The following is an 18,265-nucleotide window of genomic DNA, read 5'->3' as shown; positions in this document are numbered from 1 at the left end:
GGTCAGCGGGGCAAGACGGTGATCCCGAGCATCCGTGCTCCCGTCTCGGTGCGGGGCCGGTGGCGGCTGCCCGGTGCGAATACCACGTACGTACCGGGCCCGTGGCGTTCCTCGCCCTCGATCACCTCACCGCTCAGCACGTAGTAGCGCTCTTCGGTGGCGTGCACGTCGACCTCCGGCCACTGGGTTCCCGGGGCGAAGTCGATCAGCCAGCCACCGGCGTATGCGGTCCTCGGCAGCCTGCGGCGCACGATCCCGGGGACGACCTCGACCGGTGCGACCTCATCGACCTGGACGGCCGTCTTCAGCGGGCCCGTTGCAGTGGTTTCTTCCATGGTTTCACTCATGGAGCCATGGTGGCCCGGACCGGCCTCCCGGGCCGAGAGTCCAGACAGACATCCATGGGTACCTTCCTGCCATGAACCGTCATCGGGTGGTGGCCCTTCTCAACCCGCCCCAGTCTCCCTTCGAACTCGCCTGCGCCGCCGAGGTCTTCGGCACCGTCCGGCAGGACCTGCCGGTCCACTACGACTTCCTGATCTGCGCCGAGCGCCCCGGGCCCCTGCAGACCACCTTCGGCTAGGCGATGCTCGTCGAAGCGGGTCTGCCGGCCCTGGAGGAAGCGGACACCGTGATCGTCCCGGGCTGGCACCCGCCCGGCAGCCCGGTGCCGCCGACCGTCCTGGAGGCGCTGCGGGCCGCCCATCGGCGCGGGGCGAGGATCGTCACCATCTGCACGGGGGCATTCGTCCTCGCCCAGGCCGGACTGCTCGACGGCCGCCGCGCCACCCCCCATTGGGGCCGTACGGCACAACTCGCCGCCGCCTTCCCCGAGGTGCAGGTGGACCTGGACGTGCTGTACGTGGACCACGGCGACGTGGCGACCAGCGCCGGAAGCGGCGCGGGCATCGACCTGTGCCTGCACCTCGTACGCTCCGACCACGGCGCGGCACACGCCGCTCAGATCGCCCGGCACATGGTGCTGCCGCCACACAGGGAGGGCAGCCAACTCCAGTACGCCACACAGCCCGTCCCCGCCAGGGCGGACGAGTCATTGGCGCCACTGCTGGAGTGGGCCACCGCGCAGCTCGGCACCCGACTGACCCTGGACCGCCTCGCCGAACGCGCCGGACTGTCGAGCCGAACCCTCGCCCGGCGGTTCACCGAACAGCTCGGCACCAGCCCGGGACAGTGGTTGCTCCGCCAACGCCTCGACGCGGCACGGGTACTCCTGGAACAGACCGACCTTCCGGTGGAAGCCATCGCCACCCGTGTCGGACTCGCCTCGGCCGTCAACCTGCGGCGCCGCTTCCGAGCGGCCCTCGGCACCACACCCGGTGCGTATCGACGGGCCTTCGGCGAAACGCTGTAGTGGAGCCGAGCCGGCGGGGCCGGTTGCCGTACCTCGCAGTCCACGCAGTCCTCGCAGTCCTCGCAGTCCTCGCTGTCCTTGTCCGTACCGCCGCTCGCAGTCAGTTCCGGGGCACCTCATGCATGCACCGGAAACGGACCCGTGGCGGTGGTCGCGACCGCGTTCCTCGCGCCCCTGCTGACGGCGAGCCCGGCGCCGGCCTCGCCGGCCCGGCCCGCCGACGGCGTCGGCAAGCCCGCGGACTGCCGGCCGGCCCTCCAGGTCCTGGCCTCCCTGCCCGGTTCAGGAGGCAGCCAGGTCAAGGGACTCGGGCCGCGAGACCTGGCGGTGGGGGCATCGCGCGGCCTGCCCGTGTACTGGACCGGTACACGGGTACACCGCGTACCTCTGCCCGCCGGATTCACCGTCGGCTCGTACCGCCCGCCGGGTACTCGCTCACCTCGGTGACCGCCCTCAACAACGCCGGGCAGATCGCCGGTTCCGGCGAGGCCGTCAAGGACGAGGAGTCATGGTCGGCGGGGCTGGTCTGGCCCGCCCGGAGCGGCGCCGCAGCCGTACCCCTCCAGCGGTTCTGGCCCGCGGGAGTGCCCTACGACTTCTGGTACCCGCGGGACATCGACCGCGCGGGACGGATCGTGGGCACCCACGACTTCACCCGGCTGGACACCCTGACCCCCACCCAGTGGCTTCCGCCGTACACGAACGAGAGCGAACCGGGACTGCTCGGGGAGCGCACCAGCGGCACCTTCGAGGCCATCAGCCCCACCACCAACGTGAGTGTGGGCACCGCTTCGGACAGTCATATGGTCGGGCCGTTCCCGCCGGAGACGGCGCCCCCGGAACAGGCCCAGATATGGCCGGGCACCGGCCCCCTGCTGGCGCTGCCCCGGCTCTCCCCGGAGGGCGCCTCCCAGGCGTACGCGGTCAGCGACGACCAGCGCGTCGGTGGCTCCGCGGCCGACGCCGCATCGACTCCCCGTGCCGTCGTCTGGACCTGCGCCCTGCGGCAGGCGTACCGGCCCTGACGCCCCGGCAACCGCCGTGTGCCGCCTGTTCACCTGCGTCGCGATATCGCGTTCTCGCCCGGATCCCGTTCCCCGCTGAGCAGTCGACTCCGGTGTGAGCAGCGCCGGGCGGTGGTGAGCAGTGCCTGGATCTGAAGGCCGAATTGACCGGCGTCACTGAGCGTCTTGTGAAAGGGCAGGCGTACATCGCGGTGGCCGAGCGCGTACTCCAGGCGAAGGACGATTCCGTAGCGATCGATGGCCAGGGGCACCACACGTTCCATGAGTTGCAGGAACCGGGGTTCCACCAGTCGCAGCAGGAGGGGAATGTAGTGGCTGTGCTCCTCGACCAGGTGGGTGAGCACGTCCGCTTCACAGGTGGCCAGGGGGTCTGCGGGAGCGGCCATCAAGTCGGCGAGACCGATGCTGGACTTGCACGTTCCCGTTTCGAGCACCGCCGTGGCGAATTCCATGCAATCGCCGTCCGGCGAGGCCGCCTTGTCCCGTGAGGTCAGCCACCCGATCACGGTGAGGCGTGCGCGTACCCGGTCCCGCACGGGGAGAGGAGCGACATCCGTGAACTCCAGCGTGGTGGGCACCCGCTCGCCCGCCCGGGCCGCGCCGATGAGGCCAGCATCCACCGGGGACGGGTGCAGGTGGATGTGCTGCGTCGGTCCCGGCCCGTTTCCGCGGGACACCTCTGTGCTGTGGCCATCGGCCACCATCGTCATCGAGTGTGCCGAGGCCAGGATCGTCCGGACTCGTTCGGCGCTGGTCGGCTGCTGGTCCGCACCACCGAAGATACGCATACAGGCTCCTGAAGTAAGGTAAGGCTTACCTTACCAGCCTGCTCGGGGGCGTGCGTGATTGCGTCCGTACGGGGGTGGGCGTGGCGCGCGGGCCGGTCGGCCGGCAGTTGGCCGACCCGGGTGGCCATGCGTCCGGGTCTCGTCAGGGCTGGGACCGGGGCCGGGGCCGGGGCGGGGGCGGGATGCGCAGGGCCCGTTCCGTCTCGGCCGTGACGCGGGAGCCGCCTCCGGCGAGTCCGTCAACTGCCGCTCAGGCGCTGTGCCGGCCCATCACGGACTCGACGAAAGTGATGAGCCGTTCGCCGACGTGGTCCACGCTTCCGTTCTGTGCGCTGACCTGGGCTCCTTCCAGGACGAAGGTGATCTCCGCTGCGGCCCCTTCGGGATCGGTGAGGCCGGCCGCGGTGCACATGGCCGTAAGGCGGCGGAGTTGCTGCGCCTTGTGCGCTTCGATCACCTGGCGCGCCGGGTGGGAGCGATCGGGCAACTCGGCAAGGGAGTTGATGAAGGGGCATCCGCGGTGCGAGATCGCCGACAGGGAGTCGGCGATGAAGGCGGCCAGGCCCCGGATCTGGGCCCGGGGGTCGTCCGGCCACCGTTCCTCGATCCTGTCGAACGCGGAGGTGTAGTCGGCCGCGACGATCAGCAGCCACTGCGCCGCCAGCGCGTCCTTGGTGTCGAAATGCCGATACAGCGCGGCCTTGGTGGTCCCGGCCTTCTCCGCGATGGCCTGGACGCCGACCCCTCTGATCCCCTCGGAGTGGAACAGCTCCTCGGCCGCGTCGAGGATGCGCTCGCGGGGCGGCAGCTTGGCCACCCGGCCCGCGCGGCCCGGCCGCACCGCGTCTGTCATGTCCGATCCTCCGTGTCACTCCCGGCCATTTCGGCTGCGCCACCCCATGCTACGGTACCGATCAGTCTCACGCGATACCGATCGGTATCGCATGAGACTGATCGGTATGGCGAGCCATAGGGGAGTTCTCATGAAGCTGTCGGAGTACGTGACGTATGACGCCGTCGGGCTGGCCGAGTTGGTCGCCCGTGGCGAGGTGACCGGCGCCGAGCTGGAGACGGCAGCGCTGGAGGCGGTCGCCGCCGTCAACCCACTGGTCAACGCGGTTGTGGAGACCTGGCCCGCGGAGGCTGCGGAGGAGGTGGGCGAGGCGTCGGCCGGAGGGGCACCGTTGGCCGGGGTGCCCTTCCTGCTCAAGGACCTGGGCGTGTCCATGGCCGGCAAGCGTATGGAGCTGGGCAGCCGACTCGCCGAAGGCAATGTCGCGCCGGCGGACTCGCACCTGATGCGGCGCTTCCGCGCGGGCGGGCTGGCGACTATTGGCCGCACCACGACCCCGGAGTTCGCCTACGGCATCACCACCGAGGCCGTCCTGTACGGGCCGACCCGCAACCCCTGGGACCTCGGCCGCTCGCCGGGCGGCTCCAGCGGCGGTTCGGCGGCTGCTGTCGCGGCCGGCATCGTCCCGCTCGCGCACGGCACGGACGCGGCGGGCTCGATCCGCATCCCGGCCGCCAGCACCGGACTGTTCGGACTGAAGCCCACCCGTGGCCGGGTGTCCCTGGGCCCCGATGCCGACGAGATCTTCAACGGTCTGGCCGTCCAGGGCGGCGTCAGTCGCACAGTGCGTGACAGCGCGGCGCTGCTCGACCAGATCCGGGGCCCGGAGAGCGGTGACCCGTACTTCGCCGCCGAGCCGGAACGCCCCTATACCGAGGAGATCACCCGCGCCCCGGGCAGCCTTCGCATCGGCGTCATCGTCCAGGGCGGAGGCCGGCGCCGCACCGTGGGCCCAGTGGCCGACGCGGTGTCCCGTACCGCGGAACTCGTCGCCTCGCTAGGCCACCATGTGGAGGAGGCCACGCTCGACCTCGGGGTGAGCTGGGAGCGGTTCGTCCTGGCCAACGCACGGCTCTGGACGGCCAATCTGGTCCCCTGGCTCGATGCCCTGGCCGCCGCGTCGGACCGGTCCATCGATCCGTCCACTGTCCAGCCCGAGATACTCGCCGGCTACGCCTGGGGACGCCAGGTCTCCGGCGCCGACTTCGTCAGCGCGCTCGGTGTACGCAACACCGTCGCCCGCAGCATCGGCCGCCACTTCCACCGGTACGACGTGCTGCTCACCCCCACCCTTCCCGAGCTGCCGCCGCACCTGGGCGTCTACGCCGAAGGCGTCGAGGACCTCGACGGCCTCGGCTGGCTCGACCGGATCTTCGACCGCTCCCCCTTCGCCGCCGGCTTCAACGTCGCCGGAAACCCCGCCATGTCCGTACCGCTGGCGGCCGACCCCGCCACCGGACTGCCCATCGGTCTGCAGTTCGCCGCCGGCTACGGCCGCGAAGACACCCTCTTCCGCCTTGCCGCCCAGCTCGAACAGGCCGCCCCCTGGTCCCACCGCACCCCGGCCGTCTGGGCCGGTTCCCACTGATCGGGGAGCCTGACGCCGGCCGCATGAGGCCACGTGAGGCCAGGTGCCGCGCGACATCGGCGGTGGCGTACGAGGAAGCGGTCACGCCTGGGAACCGCCCGAAGGGTCCTGCCACGGCTCGCCGGAAGCACGCGGGCCGTCGGGGGTACGAGGGCCGCCGGGAGTACGAGGGCCACCGGGAGTGAGCGGGCTGCCGGCAAGGAGTTTCTCGGAGTACTGACCGATGATGCGGTCCACCGCGAACGTCGTCCGACGGGAGCGTGCCTGGTCGAGAGTGAGCCAGACGGGCGCCTCACCTTCCTCATTCACGGTCACCTCGTCATGGGCTCCCGCTTCCCGGTGCTCATCGACCTCCAGCAGATAGGCGTGCCAACGATGCGCGTCGGAGCCCCTTCTGCACACGTCTCCCTTGAAATACTCGTCCGCCACGAGCCGGAGGTCCCCGTTCGCGCCACGGATTCCTACTTCCTCCCAAAGCTCCCGCGCGGCCGCGCACTTGGGTTCCTCTCCGCGTTCGACGTGACCTGCGGGGACGGTCAAAGAGTAAGGAAAGGCGGTTCGCTGGAAGAAGAGAAACCTCGCACGCCGGTCACGTACGAATACACCGGCACTCTCGTGCCAGTACTCGCCCTCCGCATCGGTCCACCAGCAGATGCGGGGGTCGATGACGACGGCTCTTTCCGCCTCGCGGCCGCACGAAGTGCAGGTGCAGCGTTTCCTTCCGTCCACGACGATCCAGGTGACTGTCTCGGCATGGCAGTACAGGCAGTACTCGCCATAGGTGTTGTCCCGCAACAGAAGGAAGTCGAGTTTCATCCTGCCCTTTCCGAGATGAGGTTCTGTCGTCAGCCGGTACAGCAGTCGGGAACGCCGCATTTCCACGGCCCGGTCAGGGTCGCCTGGAGTCGGGATTGCTGGCGTCCGCCGCCTTCCCTATGGGCTCCGGTCCTTCCCTCATACCCCTACCGTCCGGTGCTTCGGACGACTGGGACACACCGGCTGCCGAACCGGTCACGGACGTGCGCGCGGTCGTCAGCAGCAGGACCGCGCCCAGTCCGCCGAAGACCAGGGTCGCGGCAGCGACGGCGCCCCATCCCGCGGCGGCGATGACCAGCCCGAAGACCGGCGGTCCCATCAGAATCCCCACACCGCCGAGCTGGTTGAGGATGCCGTTGGCGACATCGAGATGCTCAGGACGGCTCACCGAGGCGGGGACGGCAGCGAAGACAGCGGAGATGAGCAGTCCGTCGACGACAAGAACAAGCGTGGCCGCTCCGCCGCTGATCGCGAGGGGGAGTTCGGCCGAGAAGGCGGGGAGACAGGCCACCGGCATCAATGCGCCCAGCGGGACCAGCGAGGCGAGGGCCGCGCCGCGCCGCAGCAGCCAACTGGCGGCGAGCCCGCCGACCGCACTCCCCAGGCAGACGACCGCCACGACGGTACCGGCCACCGCCGGCGTGGCCTGCCGGTGCTCGGTGAGGAACGGCGGAAGCACCATCACCACGGCGACGCCGACCAGCGACAGGCTTCCGTACGCCACGCCGAGCCTCAGCGCCCCGCTCCAGGTGCCGGCCTCGCGGTGAGCGCGCGGGACCGCCGTCCTCGGCAGCCGGGGCAGGACGGTCGTGAGCACTCCGGCCATGATCAGAGGACCGAGTGCGGTGAGCGCCAGCCATTGGTGCCATGTCCACCAGGAGGCCAGGGCTCCGCCCGTGGCCGCGGCGATGGCGAGTCCTGTCGGGACGCATGTGCCCCACAACGCGAGCGCCGCCGATCGGACGGCGCCCTGCGTCATGCCGGTGAGAACGACCGGACCGGCCACGAACACCAGCAGATAGCCGACTCCTTCAGCGATACGTGACCCCAGCAGCAGTCCCCAGGAGCCTGCGGTCGCGCTGACGGCGGCTGCCACGGACATCACCAAGAGGCCCCAGGAAAGGGCCCGTTGGGCACCGAAGCGGCGGACCCACCATCCCGCCGGGATGCCGAGGACGGCGCTCACAGCCGTAATACTCGAGGTGGCCCACGCGAGCGCACCGCCTGACAGGCCCAGTGCCGAACGCAGGGCGGGACCCGCAGGTGAGACGGCACCCAGGCCGACTGCCGCCAGCACACCGGCGAGCCATGTCGCCAGCGCGTACTTCCAGGGCGACGTCAAGGCGCGGCGCTGACTGCCTCTCTTCCTGTCGTGCACGGGTTCTCCTTGTAGTGGCCGGCGCGTTGTCCCGCGCAGTCGGCCGTCGAGGAACGGGACGACGGATGACCCGGGGTCGCGTGGCGGGAGGGTTGATCACTGAGCACCTCCCGCCACGCGAGTCCGGATCAGTCGTCCAGGCCGAACTTGGCCATCAACTCCTGATTTCCTGCCACATAAGACGTGTCGGTGATCACGGTCTGGTCGGATGGACCACGGCTGCACATGCAGAGGTGGCGACTGCGGGAGGTCACTCGCACGGCTTTTGCGCCGCCGGAGGACATGATTTCTTCAGCGATGTCCTTGACGAGGTACTCCTGGATCTGGAAGCGCCGGCTGAACGCTTGCACCAGACGAGGGAATTTCCCGAGTCCGAGGATGCGGTCCCCGGGCACATAGGAGATGTTGACCTTCCCGAAGAAAGGCAGGAAGTGGTGGGCGCAGATCGAGAAGAAGTTGTTCTCCTGGACACGCACCACGCCGGCGTGCTCGCCGTCCACCACACAGGTGGTCTTGAGGATCTTCGAGGTGTCGATCTCATAGCCACTCAGCAGCTCGCGATAGGCCCGGACGATGCGGTCCTCGCACTCCGGGCCGCTATACCACCCGAGTGCTCTCGTGTCGGTGGTTACATTAGTTTTGAGCCATTCTTCAATGGTCACCTGCGGCCTCCATTCCGCTCGCACCAAGGGCTCCGAAACCCGGTGGAGGCTTTTCACTATCCACCCGTTCGCGTTAATTGAGAACGTACCTCCATTGGCCGATACCCGTTCAGACCAATGGGCAGGTGATGCGTCAATAATCAAGTATTCAAATCCGCATGGAGAATTAACGTTTCTCCTGACGCTTGAACTGGGTGAGTGATGGGAATGCAGCGCGCGAATGGAAAGTGAAAAGCACCCTCTGAGTACGCCGGTGCGCACCCGCTCACTCTTCACCTCGTGCGGTGCGCGGCAATGCGCCCCACCGTAGGGGGAGCGTGGTCCGCGAATGGTCCGGAAGTCGGCGTCGGCCACCGAACGCAGAGGTAGAGGGCCACGACCCACTGCGCGGGAAGTGCGTCAATACCTGATTCCGGATTCGGAAAAGGCGGCCGCGGAGAAATTCCCCGTACCGACCACCCACACCCATACCGAGCCCGGCGGCATGCCGCTCTGCCGTCCACGAAGTCCGCTGTCCGACTCAACACGTGCGCGGGATAAATCGCCGTATTCCGGCGCAGACGAACCTAGGGTGGCGTGGTGAACGGTGGCCGGAGAGTACGGGACGACGAGGGCAGCGCAGTCCGACTCCTCGCCTTGTCCGACGGGGTGTTCGCCATCGCCATGACCCTGCTGGCGCTGGACATCTCGCTGCCCGACGGTCTGGACTCCGACGGATTCGCGCAGGCACTGAGGGACGTGATGCCCAAAGTGTGGGCTTACGCCCTCAGCTTGCTGGTCATCGCGGCGTTCTGGCGGGGCCACTACCAGCTCTTCCAGTACGTAAGGGACGTGGACGGGACGGTCATCCGGCTCGTGCTGCTGAGTCTGGGACTGGTCGCCCTGATGCCCTTTCCCACCACGCTGCTGGCCGAGTACGGGGACCTGTCGCAGTCCGTGGCCATCTACTCCGGCGCCGTCGCGGCCATGGGGGCCACGCAGCTCGCGTTGACGCTTGCGCTCTGGAAGCGTCCATGGCTGGGGAGCGCGGCCATGCCCGACCCCATCGTGCGCAACGACATTGCCGACCTTGCGTCAACGGTGCTGGTCTTCGCAGCCGCCGTACCGCTCGCCTTCGTCTCACCCACCGGCGCCAAGCTGTGGTGGGCGGTACTGATCCCGGTCAGAACGGTAACGGGCAAGCGGGGCAAGCGTCTGCGCGCGGCCGCACAGCGGTTCAGCGCCTAAGGGTTGACCCGTAGCTGCTGGTCACGGGAGAGATGACCGAAGCATCGCCGCCGCCAGCAAGAACTGGACTGCCGCCTCAAGGAGGGGTTGCCCGCCGTTCCGGACCAGACCGCGGCCATGGCGATCCGTGACGGGACGCAGTACGGCAGGGGCCGCACCCCGACGGCTGAGCGTGGGCCCCTCGCACCCCGTTGAGTCCAACGTCTTTGCATGACCGGCCTGTTCGGGTGTTACCCGTGCGTAGGTTCGGCAGCGGCGTGGGTGAGAATAGGGACATCCGATGAGGGGTCAGCAGGCCTTCGGCCTGGTCTCTCCATGCCTGAACGCAATGAGGGTGGGGCTTCCCCCGCGCTGCGGACTTCAGCCGCGTCTTCCGCAGAACATATGGAGTCCCGCCGCGGGAGCTTCGCCAGCGGGTGCTCAGCGCCTCTTCCGGGCTCAACCGCCGGAACACTCGTACGACGGACTGACGAACTTCGTCGCGCGCTGACCCGTATGCAGCCGGGCCCAGATGAGAACTCATCTGGGAGAAGCACTGTCCAAGCTGACCCGCCACTGCTGGCGTGGGCCCCGGACTCTGTCACCCAGCCCACGTCCTCACCGCGCAGGCTCGGACGGACCGCGGTGATCGACTCGTACCCCGAAGTGCCGAAACCTCAGGCGGACTCCGTCCAACTCGTTCCGGGCCGAGATCAGCGTGCGCACACTGCGCCCGAGGAGGGAGACGTCGTCTTTTTCGTCGGCCACTCAACACCGTCATCCGGTCAGGAAGCGATGGACTTTCATCAGGACTACTACGAGCGCCGTATCAAGGAGGACAACGCCCGGCACGACAGCATCCCACGTCTCAAGCGCTATGCCGTCCGAGAGGTCTTCAACCTGGTCAGGACTGCACCCGGACGAGCCCGCCATCGGGGCATCTGTGACTCAGTTCACAGTAGATCCAGAACCTGCGCGCCGCACCGGGCGTCTGGCTGGTGTGAGATCACGCAGGAGAGCACTGGACGAACTGGACGAGGAACGCCTTGTCCGGCTGGTGGCCAGAGGTGACCGCGGGGCGTTCGACGAGCTGTACCGGCGCACCTCGCCGTGGCTGGCGGTGCGGTTGCGCCGCCGCTGCGCGGACGAGCAGATCGTCGCCGAGGTCATGCAGGAGACCTATCTGGCGGTGTGGCGCGCGGCCGGCGCGTTCGCCGGGAGCGCGGTCGGCGGGACGGCCGTCGGGTGGCTGTGGACGATCGCGGCGCGTCGCCTCGTCGACGCGTTCCGGCGCCGTGCCCACCACGCCGAACCGCCGGTCGCCGCCGCCGAGCGGGCGGTGGTGCCCGCGGCGGAGGAAGAGGCACTCGCCGGGACCGTCGGCGGCGACGTCGGCGACGCCCTGCAGCGGCTGGCGCCGGAACTCCGAGAAGTGCTACGGGCCACGGTGCTCGACGGGCTCTCCATCCGGGAGACCGCCGTCCTGCTCAGACTGCCCGAAGGCACGGTCAAGACCCGCGCCCGCCGGGCCCGGATCGCGATGCGGGAGGCGCTGACATGAGCGGGGAACACGCGTCGAGGCAGTTGATCGACGACTACGCACGTGGTGACGCGACGATGGCTGCGGACACGGTATGGGCGTTGGAGGCCCATCTGGAGACCTGCGCGTTGTGCCGGAGCCACCTGGCGGCCTGTGTGGCCACCGAGGCGCCCGGCATCGCCGCGCTCGTCGACACCGTCCGGGCCGGTCTGGAACCGCAGTTGGACGCGGCCGTCAGGGCGCCCTCGCGGCGACACCGCCCGAGTTGGGTCGCTGCCTGGCTGACGCCGGTCATGGCCCCGTGGTTGGTCATGACCGTCCTCGTCGCCCTGATGGCGCTGCTGCTGGACGCAGTGGGGCGGCCCATGTTCCTCGGCGGTGTCTCTCCAGTGTTGGCGATCGCACCCGTGCTGCCGCTGTGCGGTGTCGCCGCATCGTGGTCGCGCGGCCTGGACCCGGCGCACGAACTGACGGCCTCGACCGCCCGAGCCGGCCTGCCCCTGCTCCTCCGGCGCACCGCGGCGGTTCTCGTGGTGGTCCTGCCCGCGCTCGTGGTGGAGGGATGGCTGACCGGAACGATGTCGGCCGCGCAGTGGCTGCTGCCCTCCCTGGCCTTCACCTCCACCGCCCTGGCGCTGGGCAGCGTGGTCGGCGTGACCCGCGCCGCCACCGGGCTGGTGGGCGCCTGGGGCGTCGTCGTGGTACTCGCGTGGGCCACCGACCACGGCCCCGTGGACCTGGAGCGTGTCCTACAGCCGGACCAACTGCCCGCGTGGGGGCTGTTCTTGGCGCTCGGCATCGGCGCCGTGATCGCCCGCAGAAACGCGTACTCAACGCTGTGAAACCATCGTCGACCCTCGCAAGGGACTACCGCATGACGCCCACCACGAGCGCAGCCGACACCGCGCCGAAAACCTACGCCTGGCAGATCCGGGCCAGTGGCCTGAGAGTACGCGTCGGACGGAAGAAGATGGCCGTCGACGGACTCGACCTCTCCCTGGGCATCGGCACCCACGGCCTCCTGGGGCCCAACGGCGCGGGAAAGACCACCCTGATCCGGACGCTGGCCACCGTGCTGCGCCCCACCGAGGGCGAACTGGAGCTGCTCGGCACCTTCCTGGGCAGGATGGTCGACCACCGGGCCCTGCGTCGCCGGATCGGCTACCTGCCGCAGGACTTCGGCTACTACAAGCGCTTCACGGTGCGCGAGTTCGTCGAGTACATGGCCTGGTTGAAGGAGGTCCCGAAGGCGGACGTCCCCGCGGCCGTCCAGCGGGCCGTGGAACGGGTGGGCCTGGCGGACCGCGCCGACCATCGGATGAAGACCCTCTCCGGCGGCATGGTGCGGCGGGCCGGCATCGCCCAGGCCATTGTCAACGACCCCGCGGTGCTGCTGCTGGACGAGCCGACGGCCGGCCTGGACCCGGCGCAGCGACTGCGCTTTCGCGAGCTGCTCCAGGAACTGGGCCGCGACACCTGTGTGGTCGTCTCCACCCACCTGGTCGAGGACGTCGCGGCCGCCTGCTCCGACGTGGTGCTCTTCGCCGACGGCCGCCTCGTCTTCCAGGGCACGCCGGAGGACCTGGCCGCGGCGGGCAGCACCGATTTCCCGGGCGACAGCCCCCTGGAGCGCGGCTACTCGGCGCTGCTCCGCAACTCCGGGCAGCGGGGAGGCGCCTGGTGACCGGACGTGTTCTGCGCATCGAGCTGAAGCGCTCCGTCGCCCCGTGGCCCGGCATCGTCGTCCTGGGCGGCAGCCTGGCGATCTTCTGCCTGTACGACGGGCTCTGGTGGAGGGGCACCGCGGGGTGGACGGCCCAGTGGACCTCCATGGCCCTGTGGACCCGGTCCCTGCTGACCTTTTTGTGGCCGCTCGCGGTGGGCACGGGAGCGGTGTACGGGCTGCGCGAACCCCGCTCGCGGATGGCCGAACTGCTGACGACCGTGCCGCGGCCGGCCTGGCGCCGTGCGGCTCTGCCGGCCGGTGCGATGGCGCTCGCGCTGGCGTCGGGCTTCGGCCTCCTGGTCCTCGTGGGCGGGGTCCAGGTGGCCCTCGGCCGGACCACCTACACGCCGCTCGATTGGCTGCCGATCTCACTCGTGGCGGCGCTGGCCCTCGTCGCGGGGGCCGTGTTCGGCATGGGCGTCGCGCGAGCCCTGCCCTCCGTGCTCACCCCGCCGGGCCTGGTCTTGTTCTTCCTCATGCTGACGGCCCTCCTACAGCAGAACAGTGACGAGACACTGCCGTCGAGCATCGCGCCGAACCGGCTCGCCCAGCTGCTCCCGGTGACCGCGGAGCCGCGGGAGATGCTGCTGACCCTGTCCGGCTCCGTGCACCTCGGTCAGACGCTCTGGCTGCTCGGCCTGCTCGCCACCGGCTTCGCACTGCTGTCGGCCGTGACCCGCCGGGCCCGGCTGCTCGCGGTGATCCCCGTCCTGGCCGGTGCGGCCCTGGCCCTGCTGGTCCTCCCGGCCGCTGCACGCGACACCTACGTCGTCGACAAGGCCGCCGCCGCCCTGGTCTGCGACGGACCGGTGTGCGTGACGCAGGCAAGCCGCTCACGCCTGCCCGAGCTCGCACGGCACGGCAAGGAGGCGCTGCGCGTGCTGCACGAGGCCCTGGGCGACAAGGCGCCGAACGCGGTGCGGGAGGACACCAGGCTGCGCGCGATCGCCGACAAACGCGAACCCTCCGGCGACGTGGTGCTGGTCGACTTCGACGACCGGCTGCTCGCCGAGGCGACAGGTGAGAAACTGACCCGCGCGCTGATCGCCCAGGGTCTGGCACCCAGCTGCTACGGGAACAACGACCGGGAGGGCGGGGGGCGAGGCAACGTCCCTGTCCAGAGCGTCGCCGTGAGCTGGGCCCTGCACGATTCCCGGCTCCAACCGCTGGCGGAGAGGGGCAGCGACGCGTACTTGCGCACGATCTGGCCGGACGCCGACGTCGCCTGGCAGAGGCTGACGGCGCTGTCACCGGCCGAGCAGCGCTCGCGGATCGCCGAACTGCACACCGCCGGCCTCTCCTGTGCGGCGGACCAGCAGCTTGCGGTGCTGGCGGGGAAGGCGACGCGATGAGGTGGCTGATCCTGCACGCCCGTTCACGGCAGGTGCCCGCCTCGGCCGCCGCGGTCGCGCTCGTCGCGCTGGCGGTGTGGGCCCTCCACGGCCCAGGACCGGTGGATCAGGCGATGGCGGTCCTGCTCCTCACCGCGAACGTGGCGGCCGCTTCCGTCGGGCTCGGTGGGTGGGACGTCGTGCTGGAGAGGACGGCCGCGATCCGGTGGATGCCCCGCCGGGCGGCGCACGTGCTGCTGGCCGGCGCGTGCGCCGGTGCGGCGCTGCTGACGGTCCAGGCGGCGGGATTGAAGCTCGCCCCCGCCGAGGTCGTCGTCCGGGACAGCGCGGGCCTGGTCGGTCTGGCCGCGCTCGGGGCGGCGCTGTGCGGGGCACAGTTCGCATGGACCCTGCCGACCGGCTGGCTCGCGTTCACCCTCTTCGGACCGCCTCCGGGCGGCACCGCGGGAGAAGTGGTCATGTGGATGATCTATTCCCCTGCCACGACGGCGTCCACCGGGACCGCGTGGGCCCTGTTCGCGATCGGCACCGTGGTGTACGCCATCGCAGGACCAAGACGGTAACGGACACGCCCCGCGCCGAGCGCTTCAGCCGGCGAAGCTCGCCGACTGAAGCGCTCAGTCACCGCGACGACGCCCCCGCACCGCGCAACCGCCGCCCCGCGTCAGGGGGGTGGCGGGCCGGCCGCGCGCGTCAGGCGTGCTGCGGAATCTCGTCCCTGGCCCCCACCCGACCACTCGCGCGGCTGGCGGGGTGGGAGGAATCGGGAGTAAGGCCGAATTTCGTCTCGTGGCTCAGGCGCATCCCGGCAAGCCGCCTGCCGGACATCTGCCCTGGTCAGGCGCCCTTTCTTTGCGTCTAGAAGAAGCCGAGCTTCTTCGGCGAGTAGGAGACGAGCAGATTCTTCGTCTGCTGGTAGTGGTCCAGCATCATCTTGTGGGTCTCCCTGCCGATTCCGGACTGCTTGTAGCCGCCGAAGGCCGCATGAGCCGGGTAGGCGTGGTAGCAGTTGGTCCATACGCGTCCGGCCTGGATGGCGCGGCCTGCGCGGTAGGCGGTGGAGCCGTCCCTGGTCCAGACGCCCGCGCCCAGGCCGTAGAGCGTGTCGTTGGCGATGCCGATGGCGTCGTCGAAGTCGCTGAACGGTGCCACGGCCACCACGGGGCCGAAGATCTCCTCCTGGAAGACGCGCATGTCGTTGTTGCCCTCGAAGATCGTCGGGCGGACGTAGTAGCCGCCCTCCAACTCGCCGCCCAGTTCGGCGCGGGAGCCGCCGGTCAGGATGCGGGCGCCTTCCTTCTGGCCGATGTCCAGGTAGGAGAGGATCTTCTCCAACTGGTCGTTGGAGGCCTGGGCGCCGATCATGGTGTCGGTGTCCAGCGGGTGCCCCTGGACGATCTTCTCCGTGCGTGCCACCCCGGCCTCCAGGAAGTCCTGGTAGTGCCCGCGCTGGATCAGCGCCCGGGACGGACAGGTGCACACCTCGCCCTGGTTGAGGGCGAACATGGTGAAGCCTTCCAGCGCCTTGTCGTGGAAGTCGTCCGCGGCGGACGAGACATCGTCGAAGAAGATGTTCGGGCTCTTGCCGCCCAGTTCGAGCGTCACCGGCCGCAGGTTCTCGCTCGCGTACTGCATGATCAGACGGCCGGTGGTGGTCTCACCGGTGAAGGCGACCTTGGCGACCCGGGCGCTGGAGGCCAGCGGTTTGCCGGCCTCGGCGCCGAACCCGTTGACGATGTTGACCACACCGGGCGGCAGCAGATCCGCGACCAGGCTCATCCAGAAGTGCACCGAGGCGGGGGTCTGTTCGGCCGGCTTGAGGACCACCGCGTTCCCGGCGGCCAGGGCCGGGGCGAGCTTCCAGGTCGCCATCAGGATGGGGAAGTTCCAGGGGATGATCTGGGCGACCACGCCGAGCGGCTCGTGGAAGTGGTACGCGACGGTGTCCTCGTCGATCTCCGACAGCGAGCCCTCCTGGGCGCGGATGGCGCCCGCGAAGTAGCGGAAGTGGTCGATGGCGAGCGGGATGTCGGCCGCCAGCGTCTCCCGTACGGGCTTGCCGTTCTCCCAGCTCTCCGCGACCGCCAGCGCCTCCAGATTCTGCTCCATCCGGTCGGCGATCTTGTTGAGGACGGCGGCGCGTTCGGCGGCGGCGGTGCGGGCCCAGCCGGGGGCGGCCGCGTGTGCCGCGTCCAGGGCGCGCTCGACGTCTTCGGCGGTGCCGCGCGCGACCTCGGTGAACGGCGCTCCGGTGACCGGGGTCGGGTTCTCGAAGTACCGGCCCAGCGCGGGCGCCACATACTCGCCGCCGATCCAGTGGTCGTAGCGGGGCAGATAGCTCATCACGGCATCGGCGGAACCCGGGCTGGCGTAACGGGCCATGGTGCGGCCTCCCAATCGCTCTCGGCGCGGTGCCCGCCACTCCCGTGTGACGGGCGTTGAGCGCAGGCTAGAGCCGGGGAGGTTGCGCGAACGTTGCGACGCGCGCGGCGGCCGGTGCGCCCACCGCACCAAGGTGACCGCTGGTCAGGCCGTATGCCGCGCGCAGCCGGTGCGCGGTGGCCAGCGGGGCGCTGCGGGCCGGGGAGCGCTCCGGGAGGGCGTCCACCAGGGCTTCCCAGATCTCCAGGTCGTCCTCGCCCCAGGAGGTGTGTGACCACTCGCGCAGCAGGCCGGGATCGCGGGCCCCGAGCAGCGCGGACCGCATCCCGTCCGCCAGCGCGCCACGCAGCCGCTGCACACCGGGCGCCTCGGACAACGGCAGCAGCGGACCCTGATAGGCGTTCAGCGCGGAGCGCACCTCGCCGGCCGCCAGGGCCTCCTCGACCACGCCCAGATCGGTCTCGACGGACCTGCTCAGCCGGTACGGACGGGAATGCAGCAGCGCGCCCACCAGCTGCCGCAGCCGGGACAGCTCGGCCCGCAGTGTCACCGGGCGCATCTCGCGTTCGCCGTACAGCAGCACCGAGAGCTGATCGCCTGTCAGTCCCTCGGGGTGCCGGGCCAGCAGCATCATGATCTCGCTGTGCCGGCGGCCGAGCCGCAGCCGCTCCCCGTCCATGACCAGCAGCGCCTCGTCCCGGCCGAGCACCGACAGGCACACACCCAACTCCGGTACGCCCGACGTGAGATGGGCCTCCGCGGCACGGGCGGTGGCCTGTACCAGAGCCAGGCTGTGCGGACTTGCCACATGGTCCCCGCCGGTGATGTCCACCGCGCCCAGCAGCCGGCCGGTCCGTGGATCGTGCAGCGGGGCGGCGGCACAGCTCCAGCGCTGCACCTGCCGGTTGTAGTGCTCGGTGGCGAAGATCTGTACGGCGTGGTCGGCGGCGAGGGCGGTGCCCGGGGCATTGGTGCCGGCGTGCCGTTCGTCCCAGCGGGCGCCGACGACGAAGTTCATCCGCTCGGCACTGCGCCGCACCCCGGGGTGCCCCTCCACCCACAGCAGCCTGCCCTGCGGATCGCAGACGGCCAGCAGATGGGCGCCGTCCTGCGCGAAGCTGCCCAGCAGCTCCCGGAAGACCGGCATGGCGCGGGCCAGTGGATGCCCGTCCCGGTAGGCGCTCAGCGTGGCCTCGTCCAGCTCGATGGGCGCGGCGCCGTCCGCCGCCGCCTGGGCGTCGGCGGAACGGCGCCAGGAATCGGCGACGACCTGACGGACCGGCGGCGCGACGGTCCCGTCGGCCAGGAAGGCCGCATGCGCCCTGCGCACCGTGCGGGTGCGCTCCACCGGATCGGCTCCGGTCTCCATCGCCAGCCAAGGGTTGACCACGTGTCACCTCTCCGGTGCGGCTCCTGCCCCCGTACGGCCGATGGTGCTCGTACGGGGCGGGGCCGTAAACCCCACGGGGCGCGCGGGGGCACGGTGAGGGAGTGCGCGCCGAGCGGTCCGGCGCCGCCCGGCCGCCCGAGGGGAGGCCATCAGGCGGTGCCGCAGGACGGAGAACGGGCGGGAGGCC

Annotated in this window: 16 protein-coding genes and 1 pseudogene; 9 read left to right on the top strand and 8 right to left on the bottom strand. The window is 70.2% G+C overall.

From position 1 onward, the window contains the following. Positions 1–2: 2 nt before the first annotated feature. Entirely contained in the window at positions 3–335 is a 333-nt protein-coding gene (locus SLV14N_RS04300; protein WP_263273020.1) for a cupin domain-containing protein, read from the bottom strand. Between the two features lie 83 nt (positions 336–418). Here SLV14N_RS04300 and SLV14N_RS04295 point away from each other — a divergent pair. Continuing rightward, positions 419–1,372: pseudogene (locus SLV14N_RS04295) on the top strand (helix-turn-helix domain-containing protein). A gap of 443 nt (positions 1,373–1,815) precedes the next feature. After that, positions 1,816–2,397, top strand: coding sequence for a hypothetical protein (locus SLV14N_RS04290; protein WP_263268154.1), 582 nt, complete (start codon positions 1,816–1,818; stop codon positions 2,395–2,397). Positions 2,398–2,426: 29 nt separating this feature from the next. Here SLV14N_RS04290 and SLV14N_RS04285 read toward each other — a convergent pair whose 3' ends face one another. Together SLV14N_RS04285 and SLV14N_RS04280 are read right to left on the bottom strand one after the other, a co-directional pair. Then, a complete protein-coding gene (locus SLV14N_RS04285; RefSeq protein ID WP_263268153.1) occupies positions 2,427–3,185 on the bottom strand; it encodes a DUF2470 domain-containing protein in 759 nt (252 codons plus the stop codon). A 250-nt stretch (positions 3,186–3,435) separates the two neighbouring features. Further along, on the bottom strand, positions 3,436–4,038 hold the full coding sequence (locus SLV14N_RS04280; RefSeq protein WP_263268151.1) for a TetR/AcrR family transcriptional regulator: 603 nt from the start codon (positions 4,036–4,038) through the stop codon (positions 3,436–3,438). A gap of 130 nt (positions 4,039–4,168) precedes the next feature. On the opposite strand from SLV14N_RS04280, the gene SLV14N_RS04275 reads away from it, so the two are divergent. After that, the gene (locus tag SLV14N_RS04275; RefSeq protein ID WP_263268149.1) at positions 4,169–5,626 is read left to right on the top strand and encodes an amidase; all 1,458 of its coding nucleotides are present in this window, start codon (positions 4,169–4,171) and stop codon (positions 5,624–5,626) included. Between the two features lie 81 nt (positions 5,627–5,707). On the opposite strand, the gene SLV14N_RS04270 is transcribed toward SLV14N_RS04275, so the two are convergent. From SLV14N_RS04270 to folE, 3 genes are all read right to left on the bottom strand, one after another. Next, positions 5,708–6,442 carry an NUDIX hydrolase gene (locus tag SLV14N_RS04270; RefSeq protein ID WP_263268148.1) on the bottom strand — a complete coding sequence of 245 codons (735 nt, stop codon included), beginning with the start codon at positions 6,440–6,442 and terminating at the stop codon, positions 5,708–5,710. A gap of 73 nt (positions 6,443–6,515) precedes the next feature. Further along, a complete protein-coding gene (locus SLV14N_RS04265; protein ID WP_263273018.1) occupies positions 6,516–7,739 on the bottom strand; it encodes an MFS transporter in 1,224 nt (407 codons plus the stop codon). 209 nt (positions 7,740–7,948) lie between these two features. Further along, positions 7,949–8,482, bottom strand: coding sequence for a GTP cyclohydrolase I (gene folE / locus SLV14N_RS04260; protein ID WP_018088757.1), 534 nt, complete (start codon positions 8,480–8,482; stop codon positions 7,949–7,951). A gap of 576 nt (positions 8,483–9,058) precedes the next feature. Between folE and SLV14N_RS04255 the strand changes: the two genes are divergently transcribed. The 6 genes from SLV14N_RS04255 (at position 9,059) to SLV14N_RS04230 (ending at position 14,869) form a co-directional block, all read left to right on the top strand. Further along, a complete protein-coding gene (locus tag SLV14N_RS04255) occupies positions 9,059–9,709 on the top strand; it encodes a TMEM175 family protein (RefSeq protein ID WP_263268146.1) in 651 nt (216 codons plus the stop codon). 979 nt (positions 9,710–10,688) lie between these two features. Next, a complete protein-coding gene (locus SLV14N_RS04250) occupies positions 10,689–11,249 on the top strand; it encodes an RNA polymerase sigma factor (protein WP_263268144.1) in 561 nt (186 codons plus the stop codon). Next, a complete protein-coding gene (locus SLV14N_RS04245) occupies positions 11,246–12,070 on the top strand; it encodes a zf-HC2 domain-containing protein (protein ID WP_263268142.1) in 825 nt (274 codons plus the stop codon). Before SLV14N_RS04250 ends, SLV14N_RS04245 begins: the two co-directional genes overlap by 4 nt. A 32-nt stretch (positions 12,071–12,102) precedes the next feature. Beyond that, positions 12,103–12,912 carry an ABC transporter ATP-binding protein gene (locus SLV14N_RS04240; protein WP_263268140.1) on the top strand — a complete coding sequence of 270 codons (810 nt, stop codon included), beginning with the start codon at positions 12,103–12,105 and terminating at the stop codon, positions 12,910–12,912. Next, the gene (locus SLV14N_RS04235) at positions 12,909–14,306 is read left to right on the top strand and encodes a hypothetical protein (RefSeq protein WP_263268138.1); all 1,398 of its coding nucleotides are present in this window, start codon (positions 12,909–12,911) and stop codon (positions 14,304–14,306) included. Before SLV14N_RS04240 ends, SLV14N_RS04235 begins: the two co-directional genes overlap by 4 nt. Next, on the top strand, positions 14,303–14,869 hold the full coding sequence (locus SLV14N_RS04230; protein WP_263268136.1) for a hypothetical protein: 567 nt from the start codon (positions 14,303–14,305) through the stop codon (positions 14,867–14,869). The genes SLV14N_RS04235 and SLV14N_RS04230 overlap by 4 nt, the downstream gene beginning before the upstream one ends. A gap of 295 nt (positions 14,870–15,164) precedes the next feature. On the opposite strand, the gene adh is transcribed toward SLV14N_RS04230, so the two are convergent. Both adh and SLV14N_RS04220 read right to left on the bottom strand, forming a co-directional pair. Continuing rightward, positions 15,165–16,688, bottom strand: coding sequence for an aldehyde dehydrogenase (adh, locus tag SLV14N_RS04225; protein WP_263268134.1), 1,524 nt, complete (start codon positions 16,686–16,688; stop codon positions 15,165–15,167). A gap of 67 nt (positions 16,689–16,755) precedes the next feature. Next, positions 16,756–18,078 (bottom strand): GAF domain-containing protein, encoded by a 1,323-nt coding sequence (locus SLV14N_RS04220; RefSeq protein ID WP_263268132.1) that lies wholly within the window; start codon positions 18,076–18,078, stop codon positions 16,756–16,758. Between the last annotated feature and the right edge of the window lie 187 nt (positions 18,079–18,265).

This window comes from Streptomyces sp. Je 1-4 4N24, from assembly GCF_026239515.1.
Taxonomy (GTDB): Bacteria; Actinomycetota; Actinomycetes; order Streptomycetales; family Streptomycetaceae; genus Streptomyces; species Streptomyces nigrescens.
This window is presented reverse-complemented; position numbering and strand designations above follow the sequence as displayed.